The sequence below is a fragment of the Sphaerisporangium sp. TRM90804 genome (assembly GCF_029846175.1).
Lineage (GTDB): Bacteria > Actinomycetota > Actinomycetes > Streptosporangiales > Streptosporangiaceae > Sphaerisporangium.
The window spans coordinates 117,179-135,136 of sequence record NZ_JARWAC010000016.1 but is presented as its reverse complement, the minus strand read 5'-3'; the positions used below and the strand labels follow the sequence as shown (position 1 = coordinate 135,136).

The window sequence follows — 17,958 nt, the reverse complement described above, 5'->3', positions numbered from 1 at the left end:
AGCTCGGCGATCGACACCGCCGTGCCGTCCTGGCCGGCCGGCGCCGCGGGCCCGGACCGGCGCACCGACAGGACGCGGACCCGCAGCCACGTGCTGCGCCCGCGCGGGACGGCGAGCCGCTGCGGCTCGGCCGTCGCCCGGACGTCCTGCTCGGCGCGGCCCGCGGCGGTCTCCACGGCGACCCGGGCGGGGAACGGGCCGAGCACCGGGTCGGAGACGAACGCGGCCTGGACCGCGCCCACGTCCAGCGGGCGCCCGAAGTCGAGCCTGAGCCACTGGCCGACCGGGCCGTTCCAGCCGCCCGAGCGCCAGGCGGTGCGCGGGTCGCCGTCGACGGCCGCGTAGGGCAGGTACCCCAGGCCGTGCAGGTCGCGGATCGCGCCGGGGTCGGAGGCGGACGTGGACGCCTCGACGCCGGCGATCCCGTGGTAGCGCGCGACCGTCTGGTACGGCGTCCACCCGTCCTCGACGTAGTCGTCCACGGCGCCGGCCTTGGGCGGGGACTCCCCGGCCGTGAGGGTGGGCGACATGGAGACCCGCAGCTCGCCGAACTGGCGCTGGCGTCTGCGCAGCGAGTCGGTGACCACCTCCTCGCGCGGGTCGGCCCCGGCGGTCGCGTCGCCGTTGAGCACGGCCGGGGCTCCGGCGCCCAGCAGCCCGTGGTCGGCGAGCGCGAGCAGGCCCTCCGGGCCCCCGTACACCCGCACCAGGTCGTCCTGCGGCGCCAGGGTCGCCGCCTCCTGCGCCCCGGCGATCTCGAACACCTCCACCGCGGGGTACGCCGGGTCGAGGCCGTCCAGCGCGTCGTCGGCGGTCCAGCTCCCGCCGGAGTCCGGCCCGAAAGCGGCGGCCCGGGTGATGCCCGGGGAGTCGCCGAGCGCCTGGTGGACGCGGGCGGGCCACGCCCCGGTCAGCTCCCTGCGGTCCAGGTCGTTGCGGACCAGCAGGTAGCGCACGCCCATGCGGCCGAGCAGCGGGGCCAGCCCCGGCGAGCCCTGCCCGGTGGTGAGCCGCTGGTCGACGGCGTCCAGCAGGCGCACCAGGCCCAGCGACCCGGCCGCCGCCACCTGGCGCTCCGCCCACCGGACGGTGAAGAGCTGCTGCAACGGCTCGTCCAGCGGCCGGCCCCAGGTGTACTCGCCGAAGCGCGACCCGGGTACGGCGAGCACGCCCTGCTGGCCGGCCCGCTCGTTCAGCCAGCCCGCGGCCTGGTGCCAGTAGTCGGGGATCTGCCGGAACGCGCCGCCGGCCGCCAGCCCCAGCGTGGCCGCGGGCAGCGCCGTGACGGCCAGGCCCGCCACCGCGACCCCGGCGACCGCGGCCCGCGCCTGGGCGGGGCGGAAGACGGCGAGCAGGTGCGCCAGGCCGAGGGCGAGCGGCAGGCGCAGGACGGCGTCGAACTTGCGCAGGTTGCGCAGCGGGGCCAGCGGGCCGTCCAGCAGGTCGCGCACACCGGCGGCGAAGGCCGGCTCCAGCAGGCTCGCGTGGCCGGCCGACATGATCACCACCCCGGCCAGCACGGCGGCGACCAGGAAGCGGCGTTCGGGCATGTGCCGGTCGAGCAGCCCCCACAGCCCCAGCGCGGCGACCACGCAGGTGGCGACGGTGAGCAGCGGCGTGGTCGCGAGCTGGAAGCCGACCGGCTGGAACGGGCCGGTGCCCGAGTAGATCCACGACACCCAGTCGGAGGTGCCGCGCAGCACGTTGGGCAGCGAGGTGACGGCGGTCGTCGTCCCGGCGCTCTCGGTGTACGGCAGGAACGAGAAGCCGTACCGGGAGAACAGCACCAGGGGGATCGTCCACCACAGGGTGGCCAGCGCGACCGCCGGCACCCACCACGCGAGGATCCTGGACGGTCGCGCGGACCGGTCGCGGGTCAGCACGTACAGCGCGGGGAGCACGAGCACGGCGGCGACGGCCGCGGCGTTCACCCCGCCGCACAGGGCGACGGCGAACGCCGACCGCGCGGCGCAGATGACCCGGTTGCCGCCCAGCACGGCCGTCACCAGCGGGAGCAGGATCCACGGCAGCAGCGCGGCGGGCTGGAACTCCGCCGACAGCACGCCGACCAGCGTCAGCGCCCGGGGCGCGAGCGCGTAGGCCAGGGCGCCGATCAGGCGGGTGCGCGGCGTACCGACGCCGAGGCGGGCGGCCAGCCGCTCGGCGCCGAGGAACGCCAGCACCATCAGCAGGGCCATCCACAGCCGCTGGACGACCCAGCCCTCCAGGCCCGCGACGTCGCCGAGCAGGAAGAACGGGCCCATGGGGAACAGGTAGCCCGCCACCTGGTTCTGCAGCTGCCCGAACTGGGAGGTGTCCCACAGGTCGAGCGCCCGGGCCAGGAAGACGGCCGGGGTGACCGCGAAGTCGATCTTGGTGTCGTTGAGCAGGTGGCCCGGGTGGGTCATCACGGCCAGCGCGGTCAGCAGGAGCGAGCAGGCCAGCCGGTGCAGCCGGCCGCGCAGCCTCTCGTCGTGCGGGACGTGGCGCCGGGCCCGGCCGGGATCGGCGGGCGCGTTCAGCACGGCGAGCCCAGCAGGACTTCCTCCGGGCGGGCGGGGCGGATCTCCAGGATCTCCCCCAGCCCGGCCGCGCGGATCAGCTCGGGCGTCGCGCACTCCACGACCACCGCCCTGACGGCCCCGTCCCCGGCCGGGCGTACGCCGGGCGCGTCCGGAACCCCGGCGGCGGCCCGACCCGCGTCCGGCACCGGCGGGGAACCGGCAGAGGGGGCGGTGGCCGACGGGGACCCGTCCGACGGGGCGCCTGCCGACGGGGGGCGGTAGCGGACGACGTACGCCTCGCCCGGTGTGGGGCGGGAGACCATCAGCAGGCGGGCCATGCGCGTGGCGCTGGCGTCCCAGTCGAACCTCGCGGCCCAGGCCCGGCACTCGGCGGCCAGCTCGGCGCGGCGCGCCGGGTCGGAGGTCTCCTTCAGAGCGGCGTCGACGACGTCCTCCAGGGCCTGGCCCGGCTTCGCCAGCCAGCCGGTGCGGCCGTCGCGGACGGCGTCCCGCAGGCCGTCGACGTCGTAGGCGACCGTGGGGACGCCCAGCGCCGCCGCCTCCAGCACGCTCAGCCCCCAGCCCTCGCCGCGCGAGGCCGACAGGTGGACCCACGCCGAGGAGACCAGCCGCTCCTTCTCGTGCGCGTCGACGTATCCGTGGAAGCGCACCACGCCGTCCAGCCCGGCGGCGGCGGCCCGCCGCTCCAGGCGGTCGAGCTCGGGGCCCCTGCCGATGACGTGCACCTTCAGACCGGGCCACCGGTCGCGCAGCGCCGCGGCCAGCTCCACGACCCGCTCCACCCGCTTGTGGGCGACCAGCCGGCCGACGCAGACCACCGACGGCTCGGGCGACGGCGGCGACGGCGCCTCCCGCGGCGGGTCGCCTCCGTTGGGCACCACGTGGATCGGGCCCGTCCACGCGAGCCGGTCGCGCATGGCCGCCACGGTGGACGGCGAGACGGCCACGCAGGCGTGGCGGCGGTAGGCGGCGCGGGCGACCGGCCCTTCGAGGAACCGCCCGGCCCGGGCCATCCAGGAGGGGAAGTGCACGCCGAACTGGTCGTCGTGGACGTGGTGCATCACGCAGACGATCGGGACGCCGCGCCGCACGGCCCACGGGGTGAAGAACGGGATGCCGTTCTGGCAGTCGACCACCGCGTCGAACCGGCGGCGCCGGAGCGCCAGCCAGGCCAGGACCAGCGGGTACACGGTGAAGACGCCGCCCATGCGCACGATGTCGACGCCGTCGGCCCGCTCGCGGCGGGCCTGGCCGGTGTCCCTGGCCGTCACGAAGGTGACCCGCGCCCCGGCGGCGGCGAGCCGCCTGCCGATCTCCCAGGCGTAGGTCTCGGCGCCCCCGGCGGCGTGGTGCCAGGGATCGCGCCAGTTCACCAGGGCGACGCGCCTCCCCCGAAGGCCTCGCGGCCATCCGGGCGTCGGCACCATCACGTCTCGAACCGGCATAGGCAACAGACAGTACGTCTTACGCGACGAACGACGAAGCCGAGTCCTGGTACGGACGGGCGGGGACGGCCGGCACGGGCAGGGTGGGAACCGACCAGAGGTGGGCGTTCCTCCCGCCCCTGCCGGAGAATCCGACGTCCAGCCAGATCCGGCCCATCTGGGCGAAGACGCCGAGGCTGTGCCGGTAGCAGGAGAACGTTGAGCCGGACACGTCGCGCCAGGTCACCGGGATCTCGCGCAGCGCGAGGCCGCGGGCACGGAACCGCGCGATCAGCTCGACGTCGAAGGCGAAGCCGTCGCAGCGGAGCTGGCGGGCGACCTGGCGGGCCTCGGCGCCGCGGAACAGCTTGAAGCCGCACTGGGTGTCGCCGATCTCGCCGACGATCATGCGTGCGAGACCCCGGAAGGTGGCCGCGCCCAGGCGGCGCAGCAGGCTGTGCCGGGCCTCGACGACCGAGCGCGGGTCGGCGCGCGAGCCGATGACGGCGGCGTAGCCCATGCCGAGCAGCGCCATGGCCGGGTCGAGCGCGGACAGGTCGGTCGCCATGTCGACGTCGCAGAAGCCGACGAAGGGCGCGGTGGTGGCCAGCAGCCCTGCGCGTACGGCGGCGCCCTTCCCCCGGCGCTCGCAGCGGATCACCCTCACCGGGACCGGCGAGCTCGGCCACTCCTCGGCGATGCGCGAGGTGGCGTCCGTGCTGCCGTTGTCGACGACGAGCACGGAGGCGGGGATGTGCAGCGAGGCGAGCTTGGCGCACAGCGCGGCCAGCCCCGCTGGAAGCCGTTCCTCCTCGTTGTAGGCGGGAAGTACGACCTCCAGCAGGGCCGGAGCGCCCGGCGCGCCAGCAGCCTGGGGGGAGACCATGGCGCGGCCGCGTCAGCGGGTGCCGTAGTTGTACAACGGCTTGTTGACCGGGACCGGGGACGGGGCGGCAAGGTTCACCACACCAACGCTCGCCCCCACCGCCAGCACGACACCGGCGACTATCGCGATGAGCAGGCGCATCACTGGCTCCTTGGCTCAGCCCTGGGTTCGTGAGCACCGACATTAGAACGTGATGCAATAAGATGGAAGCAGATATACGAAACCGCAACAAACCAAGTCAGCCACGCCACCGGGACCGGAACGGTCCCTTCGTGCTGCTCAGCGGGGTTGTCGATCACGTAGAGCGCGGCATGGGGGCCGGCGTACCCCTGGCGGGCGCCGGCCAGCCGTGACTGGAACGCGTTCCACTCGGAGGCGTCGCCGTCGAGCACGACGAACCGGAACCCCGCCGCCCGCAGAGGGCCGGCCAGCTCCGCCCCCGAGCGCAGCAGCCCGTCCAGCGCCCGCGCGCGGGGATCCTCGGCGCCGACGACCACGCCTCCCACCCGCACCGCGTCGTTCCAGACGACCCGCCGCGGCAGGTAGCGCGGCAGCGGGTCCAGCGACGGCCGGCGGCCGTTCCAGTCGTAGGCGCGGTAGGACTCCCACGGCAGCAGCAGCACGTCCCCGGGCACGGTGTCGGCCGCGACCAGCGCCCGCACCCGCTCGAAGTCGCGCGGGTACTCCACCGTTCCCAGCCGCCCCCACCCGCCGAACGCCAGCCCGGGCAGCAACAGCAGCGGCGCCGCCGCGACCACCGCCGTGATCACCGCCCGCTCGGCCGCCGCCCGCCCCCGCGAAGCCGGCCGCGCGGCGAACCCCCGCCTCGCCGCCCCGGCGATTTCCCGGGGTGACGGCGCCCCGGCGACCTCCCCGGATGACCGCGGCCCAGTGATCCCGCCGGGTGACCGCGGCCCGGCGACCTCCCCAGATGACGGCGCTCCCGTGATCTCCCCGGGTGACGGCGCCCCCGTGACCTCCCCAGGTGACCGCGGCCCAGCGACCTCCCCAGGTGACGGCGCCCCGGCGACCTCCCCGGGTGACGGCGCCCCGGCGACCTCCCCGGGTGACGGCGCCCCGGTGAGCGCGCGGGCGAGCGCGGCGACGCCGAGGGCCTGGAGCAGGACGAGCGGGGCGACGTACTGCTGGGCGTCCCGCAGCACCGCGAACCCGGGCCACAGGCCGATCAGCCCGCGCAGCGCGGCCCGGCCCGGCTCGGTGATCCCCAGCGCGGCGACCGCGAAGCCCGCGCACGCGGCCACCGCCAGCCCGCGGCGTCCCGGCAGGCCGCGCGTGAGCGCGAACGCGGCGACGGCGGCCACCGCCACCAGCAGGTGCAGCACCGCCGGCAGCGGCGCGTCGTAGCCGCCGGGGACGACCTCGGCGTTCCAGATGCCCGACAGGGACATCAGGCTGGAGTACGGCCCCAGCGGCGAGTCGGCGCGGGCGGCGAACGCCGCCACCCCGGCCCCGTCACCGGGCACACCCGGCCCGCGCAGCAGGCTCGGCACCAGCCACGGAAGGCTCAGCACCACGCACGCCACCGCCGTACGGCGCAGCGCCCTCACCCGGCCAGGCTGGGCGGACAGGGCGGCGACGGACAGCACGGTGAGCGCGGTGAGGATCATCGCCATGAACCCGCCGGCCGCCGCCGGCAGGAAGGCCGCCACCCAGGCCCGGCGGAGCCGCCGCTCCCGCGCGGCCAGCGCCGCGCGGACCGCCCACGGAAGGCCCGCGTACCCCAGCAGCAGCGCCCACTGCCCGATCAGCAGGCGCTCGGCGACGAACGGGTTCCAGGTGTAGAAGACCGCCGCCGCCAGCCGCACGGGGGCCGCCTCGCGCTCCAGCAGGGCGGCGGCCCCCGAGCAGGCGAGCGCGAAGATCCCCAGCAGCACCAGCTTCTGGACCAGATCGCCCGGCAGCACGGCGGTCAGCGCCGTGACCAGCGCGTCGCTGGGAACCGCGCGCGGAAGCGTGCCGGTGAGCCCGAACGACGTCGCGCTGAGCGCCGGCTCGGGAACGAAGACCATGTCGTAGGCGAGCACGAACCCCGGCGCCAGGGCCGGCCCCAGCGCGAGCACGCCGAGCAGCACCCCCAGCCCGACCGGCCACACCCGCCTCACCATGGCGACAAGCCTGCCCGACCCACCCGACCACCCGCGACGACCGCTCCCCGAACGGGCGTGCGCCCCCGCCACCACCGAACGCACGGCGTCCCCACTCCGGCCGGGCGGGGGCGCACCCTCGGCCACACGCCACCACCGGACGCACCGCGTCCAAACTCCGGCCGGGCAGGGGGCGCCCCCTCGGGCACACGCCACCACCGGACGCACCGCGTCCCCACTCCGGCTGGCGGGGGTGTGGCCCGGCCACGTCCGCCCCTCCCCTCCGTGACGACCGCCCCGCGCCGGGGCGAGGCGGGCGCGCGCCCCTGACCACACGCCACCACCGCACGCACCGCGCCGCCGCTCCCGGCCGGCGGGGGGGTGACCCGGCCACGTCCGCCCCTCCCCTCCGTGACGACCACCCCGCGCCGGGGCGGGGCGGGCGTGCGCCCCTGACCACACGCCACCACCGCACGCACCGTGTCCCCGCTCCCGGCCGGCGTGGTGTGGCCCGGCCACGCCCTCCCCTCCCCATGACCGCACCGCGCCCGGGGGCGGGCGAGCCGCTCGGGGGTCACGCCCGGCGGCGGGGTTTCGCCAGCGGCGGGGCGCCAGTAGCATTCGGCAGTCCGGCCTGCCCCGGGGCCGCGCCGCGGTTCGTTCCTTCGACAGATTGCCGATGCGTTGTCCTTCCAGCCAGCTACGGACACGGCGGGGCCGGTGACGGTGACGGTCCGGGTGCCGCGGTGGCTGGTGGGCGGGCGCGGGGTGCTCGCGGCGGGCGCCGTGCTGGTCGCGCTGTCGGTGGCGGCGAAGTACTTCGTGCTGCGGGACGCCTTCTTCCGCGAGGACGACTTCGAGTACATCGGGCGCGCCTTCGCCGGCTCCCTCGACTGGGAGTACCTGGGGCGGGTCCACTGGGGGCAGTTCATGCCGGGCGGTTTCGCCCTGGTGTGGGCGTTCACCAGGCTGGCGCCGTACAACTGGGACGTGGTCGTGGCCGCGACGCTCGCCGGGCACGCCGCCGCCGGGCTGGCCATGCTGCGGATGCTGCGCGTGGTGTTCGGGACACGCCCCGCCATCCTGGGCCCGCTGCTGGTCTTCCTGCTCACGCCCCTGTCGCTGTCGGCGCTGAGCTGGTTCGCCGCCGCGCTGAACACCGTGCCGCTGCAGATCGCGATGCCGATGGCCATCGCCTCGCACGTCCTGTACACGCGCGACGGGCGGCCGGCGCACCTGTGGGCCTCGGCGGGGTGGGTGCTGGTGGGCATGGCGTTCTTCGTCAAGGGCGCGCTGGTCCCGGTCGTGCTGCTCGCCCTGACCGCCGCCGGCGTGGCAGGCTCCCGCGAACGGGGGCCGTGGGCGCGGGTCTGGCAGCACCGGAGGGCCTGGCTCGTGCACGGCACGCTGGTCGCGGGGTTCGCGGCGCTGTTCCTGTCGCGGCTCGCCGCCTCCGGGCGCGGCCCGCAGCTCCCGTCGCCCGGCGACATCCTGCGCTTCGGCCGGGTGCTGGTCACCGAGACGTTCACCACCACCGCCCTGGGCGGCCCCGGCCGCTGGCAGCCCATCGGCGCGGGCGACGCCGCCCTCGCCGCGCCGTCCGTGCCCGTGGTCGTCGCCGCCGGGGCGCTGTTCGCCGTGCTGATCGCCGCCGGCCTGTTCACCCGCCGCGCCGTGGCCGCCTGGAGCTGGGCGTTGCTCTTCGGCTACCTGGTGCTCGCCGACGTCCTGCCCGTCGCGCTGGGCCGGCTCGCCAACGGCTACGCCGACATCGCGGGCGCCGAGACGCGTTACGTCGCCGACGCCGCCCCGCTGCTGGCGCTCTGCCTGGGCCTGGCCTTCCTCCGGCCGCTCGGCGCACCGGAGACGACGGCCCCGGCGCGCGGGGCGCGCGCCGGGCGGGTGCTCGCCGTGCTCGGCCTGGCCGGCTTCACCGCGGCGTCGGTCTGGTCGTCCGTCCAGCTCACCGGCACGGTGGACGGCGAGCGTGCCCGGGCGTTCTTGGCCGGCGCGCGCGCCTCGCTGGCCGCCGCCTCGCCGGACGCCGACGTCTTCGACCGCCGGCTTCCCACCTTCCTGATGCAGCCGCTGTTCCAGGACAACGCGCTGGCCTCGCGGGTACTGGCCCCGCTGGCCAAGCCGGTGCACCGGGAGACCATGCGCACGCAGCCGCCCTCGGCCGACCCGCTCATCCTGGACGACCGGGGGGCGCTGCGGCCGCTGCGCATCTGGGGCGAGACCTACCGCATGCCCGGCGGGGGGTGCTGGCCCACCCGCCACGACGGCGCGACCATCCCCGTGCGCGACTCGACCGGCAAGGACGAGTCGTACGTCGTCAAGCTCGACTACATCAGCGGGCAGCCGAAGGTGGTCACCGTCCGGCTGGGCACGGGCTCCGTCGAGGTGGTGCTGAAGCCGGGGCTGCACGCGAGCACGTTCGCCATCACCGGCCACGGCGAGACGCTGGAGGTGACCGGCGACCAGACCGGCGCCTCGTTCCAGGTGTGCGCGGTCGCCCTCGGCTTCGGGGTGGCGGGCTAGCGCCGCGCGCTTCCGGCTACACCCCGGAAGATCCGCTTTACACCCTGACAGAACCTTCCGCATACCGTTGCCGCAATTAATCGAGGATTTCCTCGTGTCCGCGCAGCTCAGCGCCGGAAACCCAAACACCCGACGAATAACAGTCAAATTTCGTGACATCAACGCATTGCAGGCATAACACGACAGTCGTACCTTCCCGGTATGGATCTGGAGCTCCGACACCTCAAAATCGTGCGCGCGGTTGCCGAGGCCGGGAGCGTCACCAAGGCGGCCACCCAGTTAGGACTGGCTCAGCCGTCGCTCACCGCGCAGCTCAAGCGCATCGAACGCACGCTCGGGGGCGCCCTGTTCGAACGCGACCGCAACGGCGCCCGCCCGACACCCCTGGGCGAGCTCGTCCTCACAAGGGCCCGCGTCCTGCTACCGGCGGTACGCGAGCTGCAGGAGGAGGCCGTGCGGTTCGCCAACACCTACGAGGGGATCCCGGGCTTCCGGATCGGCGCCACGCACGGGCCGATCCTCGGGGGGCTCGTCGACCGCCTCACCGCCGCCCATCCCAACACGCCCGTCAGCACCCGCACGTCCTGGTCGTCGCGGGAGCTCACCACGATGGTGAGCGCGGGACGGCTCGACTTCGCCCTGATCGGCACCTGCGGGGAGAGCCCCCCACCGTCGGCGGAGGCGATGACCTGGACCGTCGTGGGCACCGACCCCGTCTTCGCCCTGCTGCCCGAGGGGCACCATCTCGCCGGCGAGAAGGAGCTGGAGCTGTCCGCCCTGGCCCAGGAAGGGTGGGCCCTGGCCCCCGGGGACGGCTGCTTCACCGACTGCTTCGCCGGAGCGTGCGCGCGAGCCGGGTTCGTCCCGAGGACCGTGTACGAGTCGGACGTCGCCACCTGCCTCCACCTCGCCAAGGTGGGCAAGGCGGTCGCGCTGTGCCAGGCCACCTTCGACCTGACCGCCGAACTGGTGCTGATGCCGCTCACCGGCGCGCCGCTGCGCTGGCGGCACATGCTCGGCTGGCACTCCGACTCGCTGGCCGGGCGCGCGGCGCGCGACATCGCCGAGCACGCCAAGGAGGCGCACGCCGACGCCGTGCAGCGCAGCGCCCGCTATTCGGACTGGCTGGTCACGAATCCGCAATACGGCACGGTCCCATAGCGCGACGGTAGGGACGAAACGATAGGTCGGCGATATACGTGAGCCCGGTTACGGTTGCGGCACCCCCCACACCGAGGAGAGCAAATGCTCGGTAGACGCACGGTTACCACCGGTTGCGCCTTGGCAGTCAGTGTCCTCACGTTCGTGGCCGCCCCCGCCTTCGCAGACCGCGACACGGCGACCGGCCCTGGAACCACCTCCGCAGCACAGCAGCCCCCGCCCGGAATGATCGACGCGATGCAGCGCGACCTGGGCATCACCGCCGAGCAGGCGCAGGCACGCCTTCTCAACGAGTCACGCCTCAGCGGCGTGGAGACCAAGATCAAGAAGAGCCTGGGCACCGGCTACGCCGGTTCCTGGCTCAGCGGCCCGACGTCCAGCACGCTGACCGTCGCCACGAGCGACGCCGCCTCCGCCTCGGCCATCACCGGCACGGGCGTCGTGGCGAAGGTGGTCGGCAAGAGCCTGGCCCAGCTTGAGGCCGCCAAGGAGGCGCTGGACAAGGCGTCCGCGCAGGCACCGAAGTCCACCCCCGTGTGGTACGTCGACGTGCGCTCCAACAGCGTCGTCGTGCTCACCTCCCAGCCCGCCGAGGCCCAGGCCTTCGTCGCCGCCAGCGGCGCCGACGCCACGGCCGTCCGCGTCGAGACCTCGGCGGAGGCGCCCCAGCCCTACTACGACGTGCGCGGCGGCGACGCCTACTACATCGGCGGCTCGCGCTGCTCGGTCGGGTTCTCGGTCACCCGGGGCAGCACGCCCGGCTTCGTGACCGCCGGCCACTGCGGCAACGCCGGCAACTCCACCACCGGCTTCAACCGGGTGGCCCAGGGCACCTTCCAGGGGTCGTCCTTCCCCACCAACGACTACGCCTGGGTGGCGGTCAACTCCAACTGGGTCGCGCAGCCGTGGGTCAACAACTACGCGGGCGGCAACGTGACCGTCAGCGGGTCGACCGTCGCGGGCGTCGGCTCCTCGATCTGCCGGTCCGGCTCCACCACCGGCTGGCACTGCGGCACGGTGCAGCAGCTCAACACCAGCGTCACCTACTCGCAGGGCACCATCTACGAGGTCACCCGTACCAACGTGTGCGCCGAGCCCGGTGACTCCGGAGGGTCCTTCATCTCCGGCAGCCAGGCCCAGGGCGTCACCTCCGGCGGCTCGGGCAACTGCTCCTCCGGCGGCACGACCTACTTCCAGCCGGTGAACGAGATCCTCTCGGTCTACGGCCTCACCCTCAAGACCAGCGGCGGCGGCGAGCCCCCGCCCACCGGCTGCAGCGGCTACCAGCAGACGCTCACCGGCAGCCTGTCGAGCGGCGCGAGCGCCTACCAGCCGAACAACTCCTACTACCAGACCACCGTCACCGGCACCCACAGGGGCTGCCTCGACGCGCCGAGCGGCACCGACTTCGACCTGTACCTGCAGCGGTGGAACGGCTCGGCGTGGGCCAACGTGGCGAGCGGCACCACCTCCGGCCCCGACGAGACCGTCAGCTACTCCGGCGCGGCGGGTTACTACCGCTACCGCGTGCATGCCTACAGCGGTTCGGGTTCCTACACCCTGGGCCTGAGCAGGCCGTGAGTCGTCCCTCACGGCGATAAGCCTCGTCGTCCCCCTCCGGCGGCCACCGGGAGGGGGCGACGAGGGCGAAGCCCTCATCCGGCACCACCCGGGCAGCCCCCCACCCGCCCCCCGGGTGGCCGCCCGCGGCGCCGCCGTCCGTCGGATCGGACGGCGGCGCCGTCGTGCCCGTTTCCGCCTCCCCGCACCAGCGAGCGGATCACCCGCGAATTAGCGGGGTGTGAACACATTCCGCCGCCTTTCGACCGCGCACGGAGCCGTTCATCGATTTCGCGATGGTAAGACGACGGTCCTTCAGGACGGCGACGGAAAAGCGGCCTCGCGGCGTCGATTACCGCTTTGACCAGCAGCGCTACCCCTATCAACTGCTTTGGTCAGGGCGCCCGCCACGTCTTACCGCGATCGGAAGTCGGCGGCTCCGCGGGACCGGCCATCTCTCGCCTGACGACGAGGTCATCGCGACATCCGGCGTCCCGGCGACGATTTTCACGAACTCCCCGCATTCCCCGGGAAAACATTCGGCGGCCAACGGGAAGGCGCCACCCGGAGGGCAGAATCCCGTTCGGTTCTCGGTGAAGCGGGCGGCGCTTCCATAACGTCGCGATAGGGGCGAAACGATAGCTCCGCGCCGGGCGCGAGCGCAGTTACGGTGACGGCACCCCCCCTACCGAGGAGAGAGCCCATGCTCCGCAGACGCACGGTTACCGCCGGATGCGCTCTAGCAATCAGTGTCCTCACCCTCACGGCCGCTCCCGCCATCGCAGACCGCGAGACGGCGGCCGCGCCAGGCGGCTCCCCCGCACCCACCATGCTCGACGCCATGAGCCGCGACCTCGGCATCTCCAAGGAGCAGGCCGAGTCCCGGCTCCTCAACGAGTCGCGCGCCGCCGGCACCGAAGCCAAGTTCCGCGACAAGCTGGGCGCCAGCTACGCCGGCGCGTGGCTGAGCGGCCCGACGTCGGCCACGCTGACGATCGCCACCACCGACGCCGCCGCGGCGTCCACCGTCACCGGCACGGGCGTACAGGCCAAGGTCGTCGGCAAGAGCCTCTCCCAGCTCGAAGCCACCAAGGAGGCGCTGGACAAGGCGGCCGCGCAGGCCCCCGCGTCGACGCCCATGTGGTACGTGGACGTGGCCACCAACAGCGTCGTCGTGGCCTCCAGCCAGCCGGCCGAGGCCGAGGCCTTCGTCGCGGCCAGCGGCGCCGACACCTCGGCGATCCGCGTCGAGCGGTCGGCCGAGGCGCCCCAGGCGTACTACGACCTGCGCGGCGGCGACGCCTTCTACATCGGCGGCTCGCGCTGCTCCGTCGGCTTCTCGGTGCGGCGCGGCAGCACGCCGGGCTTCGTCACCGCCGGCCACTGCGGCCGGGCCGGCAACACCACGACCGGCTTCAACCGCGTCGCCCAGGGCACCTTCCAGGGCTCCTCGTTCCCCGGCAACGACTACGCCTGGGTCGCGGTGAACAGCAACTGGGTCCCGCAGCCGTGGGTCCGCGGCTCCAGCGGCAACGTCATCGTCCGCGGCTCCTCCGTCGCCGGCGTCGGCTCCTCGATCTGCCGCTCCGGCTCCACCACCGGCTGGCGCTGCGGCACCGTGCAGCAGCTCAACGCCAGCGTGCGCTACTCCCAGGGCACCGTCTCCGGCCTGACCCGCACCAGCGCCTGCGCCGAGCCCGGTGACTCCGGCGGCCCCTACATCTCCGGCAACCAGGCCCAGGGCGTCACCTCCGGCGGCTCGGGCAACTGCTCCTCCGGCGGCACGACCTACTTCCAGCCGGTGAACGAGATCCTCTCGGCCTACGGCCTCACGCTCGTAACCGGGTAGCACCCCCCAGTAGCCCCTCCCGGTACCGAGAAGCGCCGTCGTCCCCCAGGGACGGCGGCGCTTCCTCGTTCCCCGCCATGCCGCCACCTCACCGACGCCTGCCGCCAAGCCCCAACGCCCTTGAACGGCGCCTTCGGCACAGCCTTCTCAGGGCGACCCCCACCAGCCCACCACCCACCGTCGCGGAACAACCGTCCCCGGCGCCGGGTCCACCTTGCGGCCACGGGTGACGCCGGGACTCCGGTGGCGCCTCGTGAAGGCCCGGACATCGTGGACGGCCGATACGGCCCCGTCCGCCGCGAGGACGGTTTCCCTTCGGGGCGGCTGAGGGCGTTTGCCGCGCGGCGGTGGGCCGGAGGGCGGGTTGAGGGTCGCCCTTGAGGAAGCGCGCCCAAGGCGCCGGTCCGGGGGCGGCGGATGGTTTCGCGGGCTGTGCGGACGAGGGTGGTGGGGGGGAAGTGCTTCGGCCGGACGCGCCTTGGACGGCGTGGATTCACAGCCGGTCTGAATGGGGGTAGACGTATAACCCCAATGGGGGTATAGATGAGGGCATACACGTCGCCCGAGTCTCCGAGGAGGCATCCGTGATGCCGAAGATCAACGTCTACCTGCCGGACGACCTGGCCGACGCGGTCAAGGAGGCCGGCGTGCCGGTGTCCGCGGTCTGCCAGCGCGCGCTGGAGCAGGCCGTCCGCCGGGTCACCGCCATCCGGGCGACCACACTCGGCGACCTGGGCACCGGCGACCCCACCGCGGGGCTCGCGCACTTCACCGCCCGGGCGCGCACCGTGCTGAAGCTGGCCGTGGAACAGGCGCGGGCCGACAGCGCGCCCGACGTCGGCACCGAGCACCTGCTCGGCGCGCTGCTGGCCGAGGGCAGCAACGTGGCGCTGCACGTGCTACGCGCGGTGGAGATCGAGCCCGCCCAGGTCGGCCGCAACCTGGCGCTGCGATCCGCGCAGACCACGGACGACCAGGACGCCGCCCGCCACTTCAGCACCCCCGCCGCCAACGCGCTGGAGCTGACGGTCACCGAGGCCACTGCTCTCGGACACAACTACATCGGCTGCGAGCACCTGCTGCTGGGCCTGGTCACCGAGCCCGACGGCACCGCCGGCCAGGTGTTGCGCGCCCTCGGCGCCGAGCCGAAGGCCACCCGCCGCGCCGTCGTCGCCTGGCTCTCCGGTTACATCCACCTGCGGACCCAGGACGAACAGGCGGCAGCCGGCGGTACGCCGCTTCCCGAGGGAGCGGCCAAGGCGCTGGCGGCGGCCGTCCGCCAAGAGCTGCAGCCGCTCCTGCAGCGGGTCGAGCGGCTGGAGGAGCGGCTCGACATGACCTCGGACGGCTGAACCCCGTGCCGCCACCGCCGTCGCCCACCGCCGGACGACCGGCCCGCGCCACCCCGGGCGCCAGAGCCGCCGGACAGAACACGGCCGGACGACCGGCCCGCGCCACCCCGGGCGCCGGAGCCGCCGGACGCAACACCGCCGGACGACCGGCCCGCGCCGCCGCTGCCGCCGGAGCCGCCGGCGTCCTCATCGGGTGGCTGTGGGCCGCCCAGGGGGGAGGCACGGCGGCCGCCGGCGGGGCGGCCGCGTGCGCCCTCGTCCTGCTGGCTCACGCGGCCCTCGACCGGAGGCGCGACGGCGGCCCGCCGGCTACTTCCCGGGCTCGGGGTCGCGGGGCAGACCCAGCATCCGCTCGCCGATGATGTTGAGCTGCACCTCGGTCGTCCCGCCGTAGATGGTCATCGCCCGGGTGGCGAGGACGGCGCGGTTCCAGTAGCCGGCGTCACCGAGCTTCATGTCGGCCGCCACCGTCGCCGAGGCGCCGAGCAGGCTCACCGCGCACTCCGACACGTTCTGCGCGTGCGCGGTCGACAGCAGCTTCCGCACCGAGGCGTCGGCGCCCGGCTCGGCCCCGGCGAGCTGCCTGAGCGTCACCCTCATGCTCAGCGCGTTGATCGAGTGGCCCTCGCAGACCACGCGGGCGAGCTCCTGCCGCTCGGCCGGCGTCAGCTCGCGCCCGAGGCGCGACACCAGGCCCAGCAGGTCGGGCACGGACGACCCGGTGCCGCCCGAGCCGGACGACAGCGACACCCGCTCGTTGGACAGGGTGTTGCGCGCCACCCGCCACCCCTCGTCGATCTCCCCCACCACCAGGTCGTCCGGCACGAACACGTCGTCCAGGAACACCTCGTTGAACAGGTTCTCGCCGGTCATCTCGGTGAGCGGCCGCACGGTGATCCCGGGCGACTTCATGTCCACCAGGAAGTAGGTGATGCCGTCGTGCTTAGGCTTGGACGGGTCGGTGCGGGCGATGCAGATGCCCCACTCGGCGACGTGCGCCACCGACGTCCAGATCTTCTGCCCGTTGAGCCGCCAGCCGCCCTCGACCCGCTCGGCCTTCATCTGCAGGGAGGCGAGGTCGGACCCCGCGCCGGGCTCGCTGAAGAGCTGACACCAGATCATCTCGCCGGCCAGCGTGGACGGCAGGAACCGCTCCTGCTGCTCGGGCGTGCCGTACGCGACGATCGACGGGACGACCCACGCACCGATGATCATCTGGGGCAGCCGCACGCGGGCCGCCTTCAGCTCCTGCAGGATCAGTACCTGCTCCAGCGGTGAGGCGCCCCGGCCCCACGGCGCGGGCAGGTGCGACAGCACGAGACCCTTGCCGGCCAGCGCGCGCTTCTGCTCCTTGCCCTCCAGCACGGCGATCTCGGCGATCTCCTGGCGGACGCCGGCGCGCAGCGCCTCGGCGTCCTCGGGCAGGTCGATCTCCATCTCCCTGCCGACGCCGGCCAGCGCCGCGGCGGCGACCGCGTCGGCCCACTCGGCGGAGGGGCCAAGCAGCGCGCGCAGGCTGAGCGCGCGGCGGTAGTAGAGGTGGACGTCGTGCTCGAAGGTGTAGCCGATGCCGCCGAGGATCTGGATGGCGTCCTTGGCGCACCCCACCGCGGCGTCCGGGGCCATCACGCCCGCGACCGCGGCCGCGTAGTCGAGCTCGTCGCCGGTGGCGCGGGTGGCGTCCCAGACGGTGGCGTGGGCCTGCTCCAGCGCGACCAGCATGCGGGCGGCCTTGTGCTTGACTCCCTGGAACTGGCCGATCGGGCGGCCGAACTGCACGCGCACCTTGGCGTAGGCGGCCGCCGTCTTCAGGCACCAGGAGGCGACGCCCGCCGCCTCCGCGCCCAGCAGGATCGCGGCGAGGTGGCGGACGGCGGGCCGGGCGAGGCCGTCCAGGACACGCTCGGCCGGGACGGTCACCGCGTCGGCCTCCACCCTGGCCACCGCGCGGGTGAGGTCGAGGCTCGGGGTGGCGGTCACGGTCAGCCCCTCCTTGGAGAGGGCGACCCACTCCTCGCCCCGGTCGGTGACCACCGGGAGCACCAGCACGTCGGCGAGGGCGCCGCCGAGCACCGGCTCGACCGTGCCGCTGACGGTGAGCACGCCGTCGGCGCCGCGGGTGCCGCTCAGCGCGCCGTTCAGGGCGACGGCGCCGGTCACGGTGCCGTCGGCGAGGCCGGGAAGCAGCTCGGCGCGCGCCTTGCCGTCGGAGGCGTGGACGGCGGCGGAGGCCAGCACGGTGGGCAGGTAGGGGCCCGGGGCGACGCGCTCGCCCAGCGCCTCGGCGGCCACAGCGGTCTCCAGCAGGCCGAAGCCGCTGCCGCCGTACTCCTCGGGCAGGTGGAGGCCCAGCAGCCCCTGGTCGGCGAGGCCCGCCCAGAAGGCGGGACGGTCGCCGGCGTCCGCGCCGAGGGCCGAACGCACCGTCTCAGGCGAGATGTGGCGCTCCGCCCAACCGGTCACGGACTCGCGGAGCGCCTCGTGCTCCTCGCTCAACCCGATCGCCATAACACCCTCCGTGCGGTTCGGCCTCCAGACGTGACAGAACCATATTC

At 74.5% G+C, this 17,958-nt stretch carries 10 protein-coding genes and 1 pseudogene; 5 read left to right on the top strand and 6 right to left on the bottom strand.

Annotated elements, in window-relative coordinates:
• Window positions 1-509 precede the first annotated feature (509 nt).
• The 5 genes and pseudogenes from PYR91_RS20970 to PYR91_RS20950 form a co-directional block, all read right to left on the bottom strand.
• Window positions 510-2,525 (bottom strand): annotated as a pseudogene (locus tag PYR91_RS20970) (alpha-(1->3)-arabinofuranosyltransferase family protein); the annotation flags it as partial.
• Window positions 2,519-3,898, bottom strand: a complete 1,380-nt coding sequence (locus PYR91_RS20965) for a glycosyltransferase family 4 protein (RefSeq protein WP_279781963.1) — start codon at window positions 3,896-3,898, stop codon at window positions 2,519-2,521. The gene PYR91_RS20965 and the pseudogene PYR91_RS20970, both read right to left, overlap by 7 nt.
• Window positions 3,899-3,989: 91 nt before the next feature.
• Entirely contained in the window at window positions 3,990-4,835 is an 846-nt protein-coding gene (locus PYR91_RS20960; RefSeq protein WP_279781961.1) for a glycosyltransferase, read from the bottom strand.
• 12 nt (window positions 4,836-4,847) lie between these two features.
• Window positions 4,848-4,976 (bottom strand): hypothetical protein, encoded by a 129-nt coding sequence (locus PYR91_RS20955; RefSeq protein ID WP_279781960.1) that lies wholly within the window; start codon window positions 4,974-4,976, stop codon window positions 4,848-4,850.
• Complete coding sequence (locus PYR91_RS20950) at window positions 4,976-6,961, bottom strand: hypothetical protein (RefSeq protein ID WP_279781958.1); 1,986 nt, start codon at window positions 6,959-6,961, stop codon at window positions 4,976-4,978. The genes PYR91_RS20955 and PYR91_RS20950 overlap by 1 nt, the downstream gene beginning before the upstream one ends.
• 699 nt (window positions 6,962-7,660) lie before the next feature.
• Here PYR91_RS20950 and PYR91_RS20945 point away from each other — a divergent pair.
• From PYR91_RS20945 to PYR91_RS20925, 5 genes are all read left to right on the top strand, one after another.
• On the top strand, window positions 7,661-9,481 hold the full coding sequence (locus PYR91_RS20945) for a hypothetical protein (protein WP_279781956.1): 1,821 nt from the start codon (window positions 7,661-7,663) through the stop codon (window positions 9,479-9,481).
• Window positions 9,482-9,682: 201 nt separating this feature from the next.
• Window positions 9,683-10,642, top strand: coding sequence for a LysR family transcriptional regulator (locus tag PYR91_RS20940; protein ID WP_279781954.1), 960 nt, complete (start codon window positions 9,683-9,685; stop codon window positions 10,640-10,642).
• A gap of 120 nt (window positions 10,643-10,762) precedes the next feature.
• Complete coding sequence (locus tag PYR91_RS20935; protein WP_347943363.1) at window positions 10,763-12,223, top strand: S1 family peptidase; 1,461 nt, start codon at window positions 10,763-10,765, stop codon at window positions 12,221-12,223.
• Window positions 12,224-13,043: 820 nt separating this feature from the next.
• Window positions 13,044-14,051, top strand: a complete 1,008-nt coding sequence (locus tag PYR91_RS20930; protein ID WP_279781950.1) for a S1 family peptidase — start codon at window positions 13,044-13,046, stop codon at window positions 14,049-14,051.
• A gap of 587 nt (window positions 14,052-14,638) precedes the next feature.
• Window positions 14,639-15,403 (top strand): Clp protease N-terminal domain-containing protein, encoded by a 765-nt coding sequence (locus tag PYR91_RS20925; RefSeq protein ID WP_279781948.1) that lies wholly within the window; start codon window positions 14,639-14,641, stop codon window positions 15,401-15,403.
• Between the two features lie 309 nt (window positions 15,404-15,712).
• On the opposite strand, the gene PYR91_RS20920 is transcribed toward PYR91_RS20925, so the two are convergent.
• On the bottom strand, window positions 15,713-17,911 hold the full coding sequence (locus tag PYR91_RS20920) for an acyl-CoA dehydrogenase (RefSeq protein WP_279781946.1): 2,199 nt from the start codon (window positions 17,909-17,911) through the stop codon (window positions 15,713-15,715).
• Window positions 17,912-17,958: the final 47 nt, after the last annotated feature.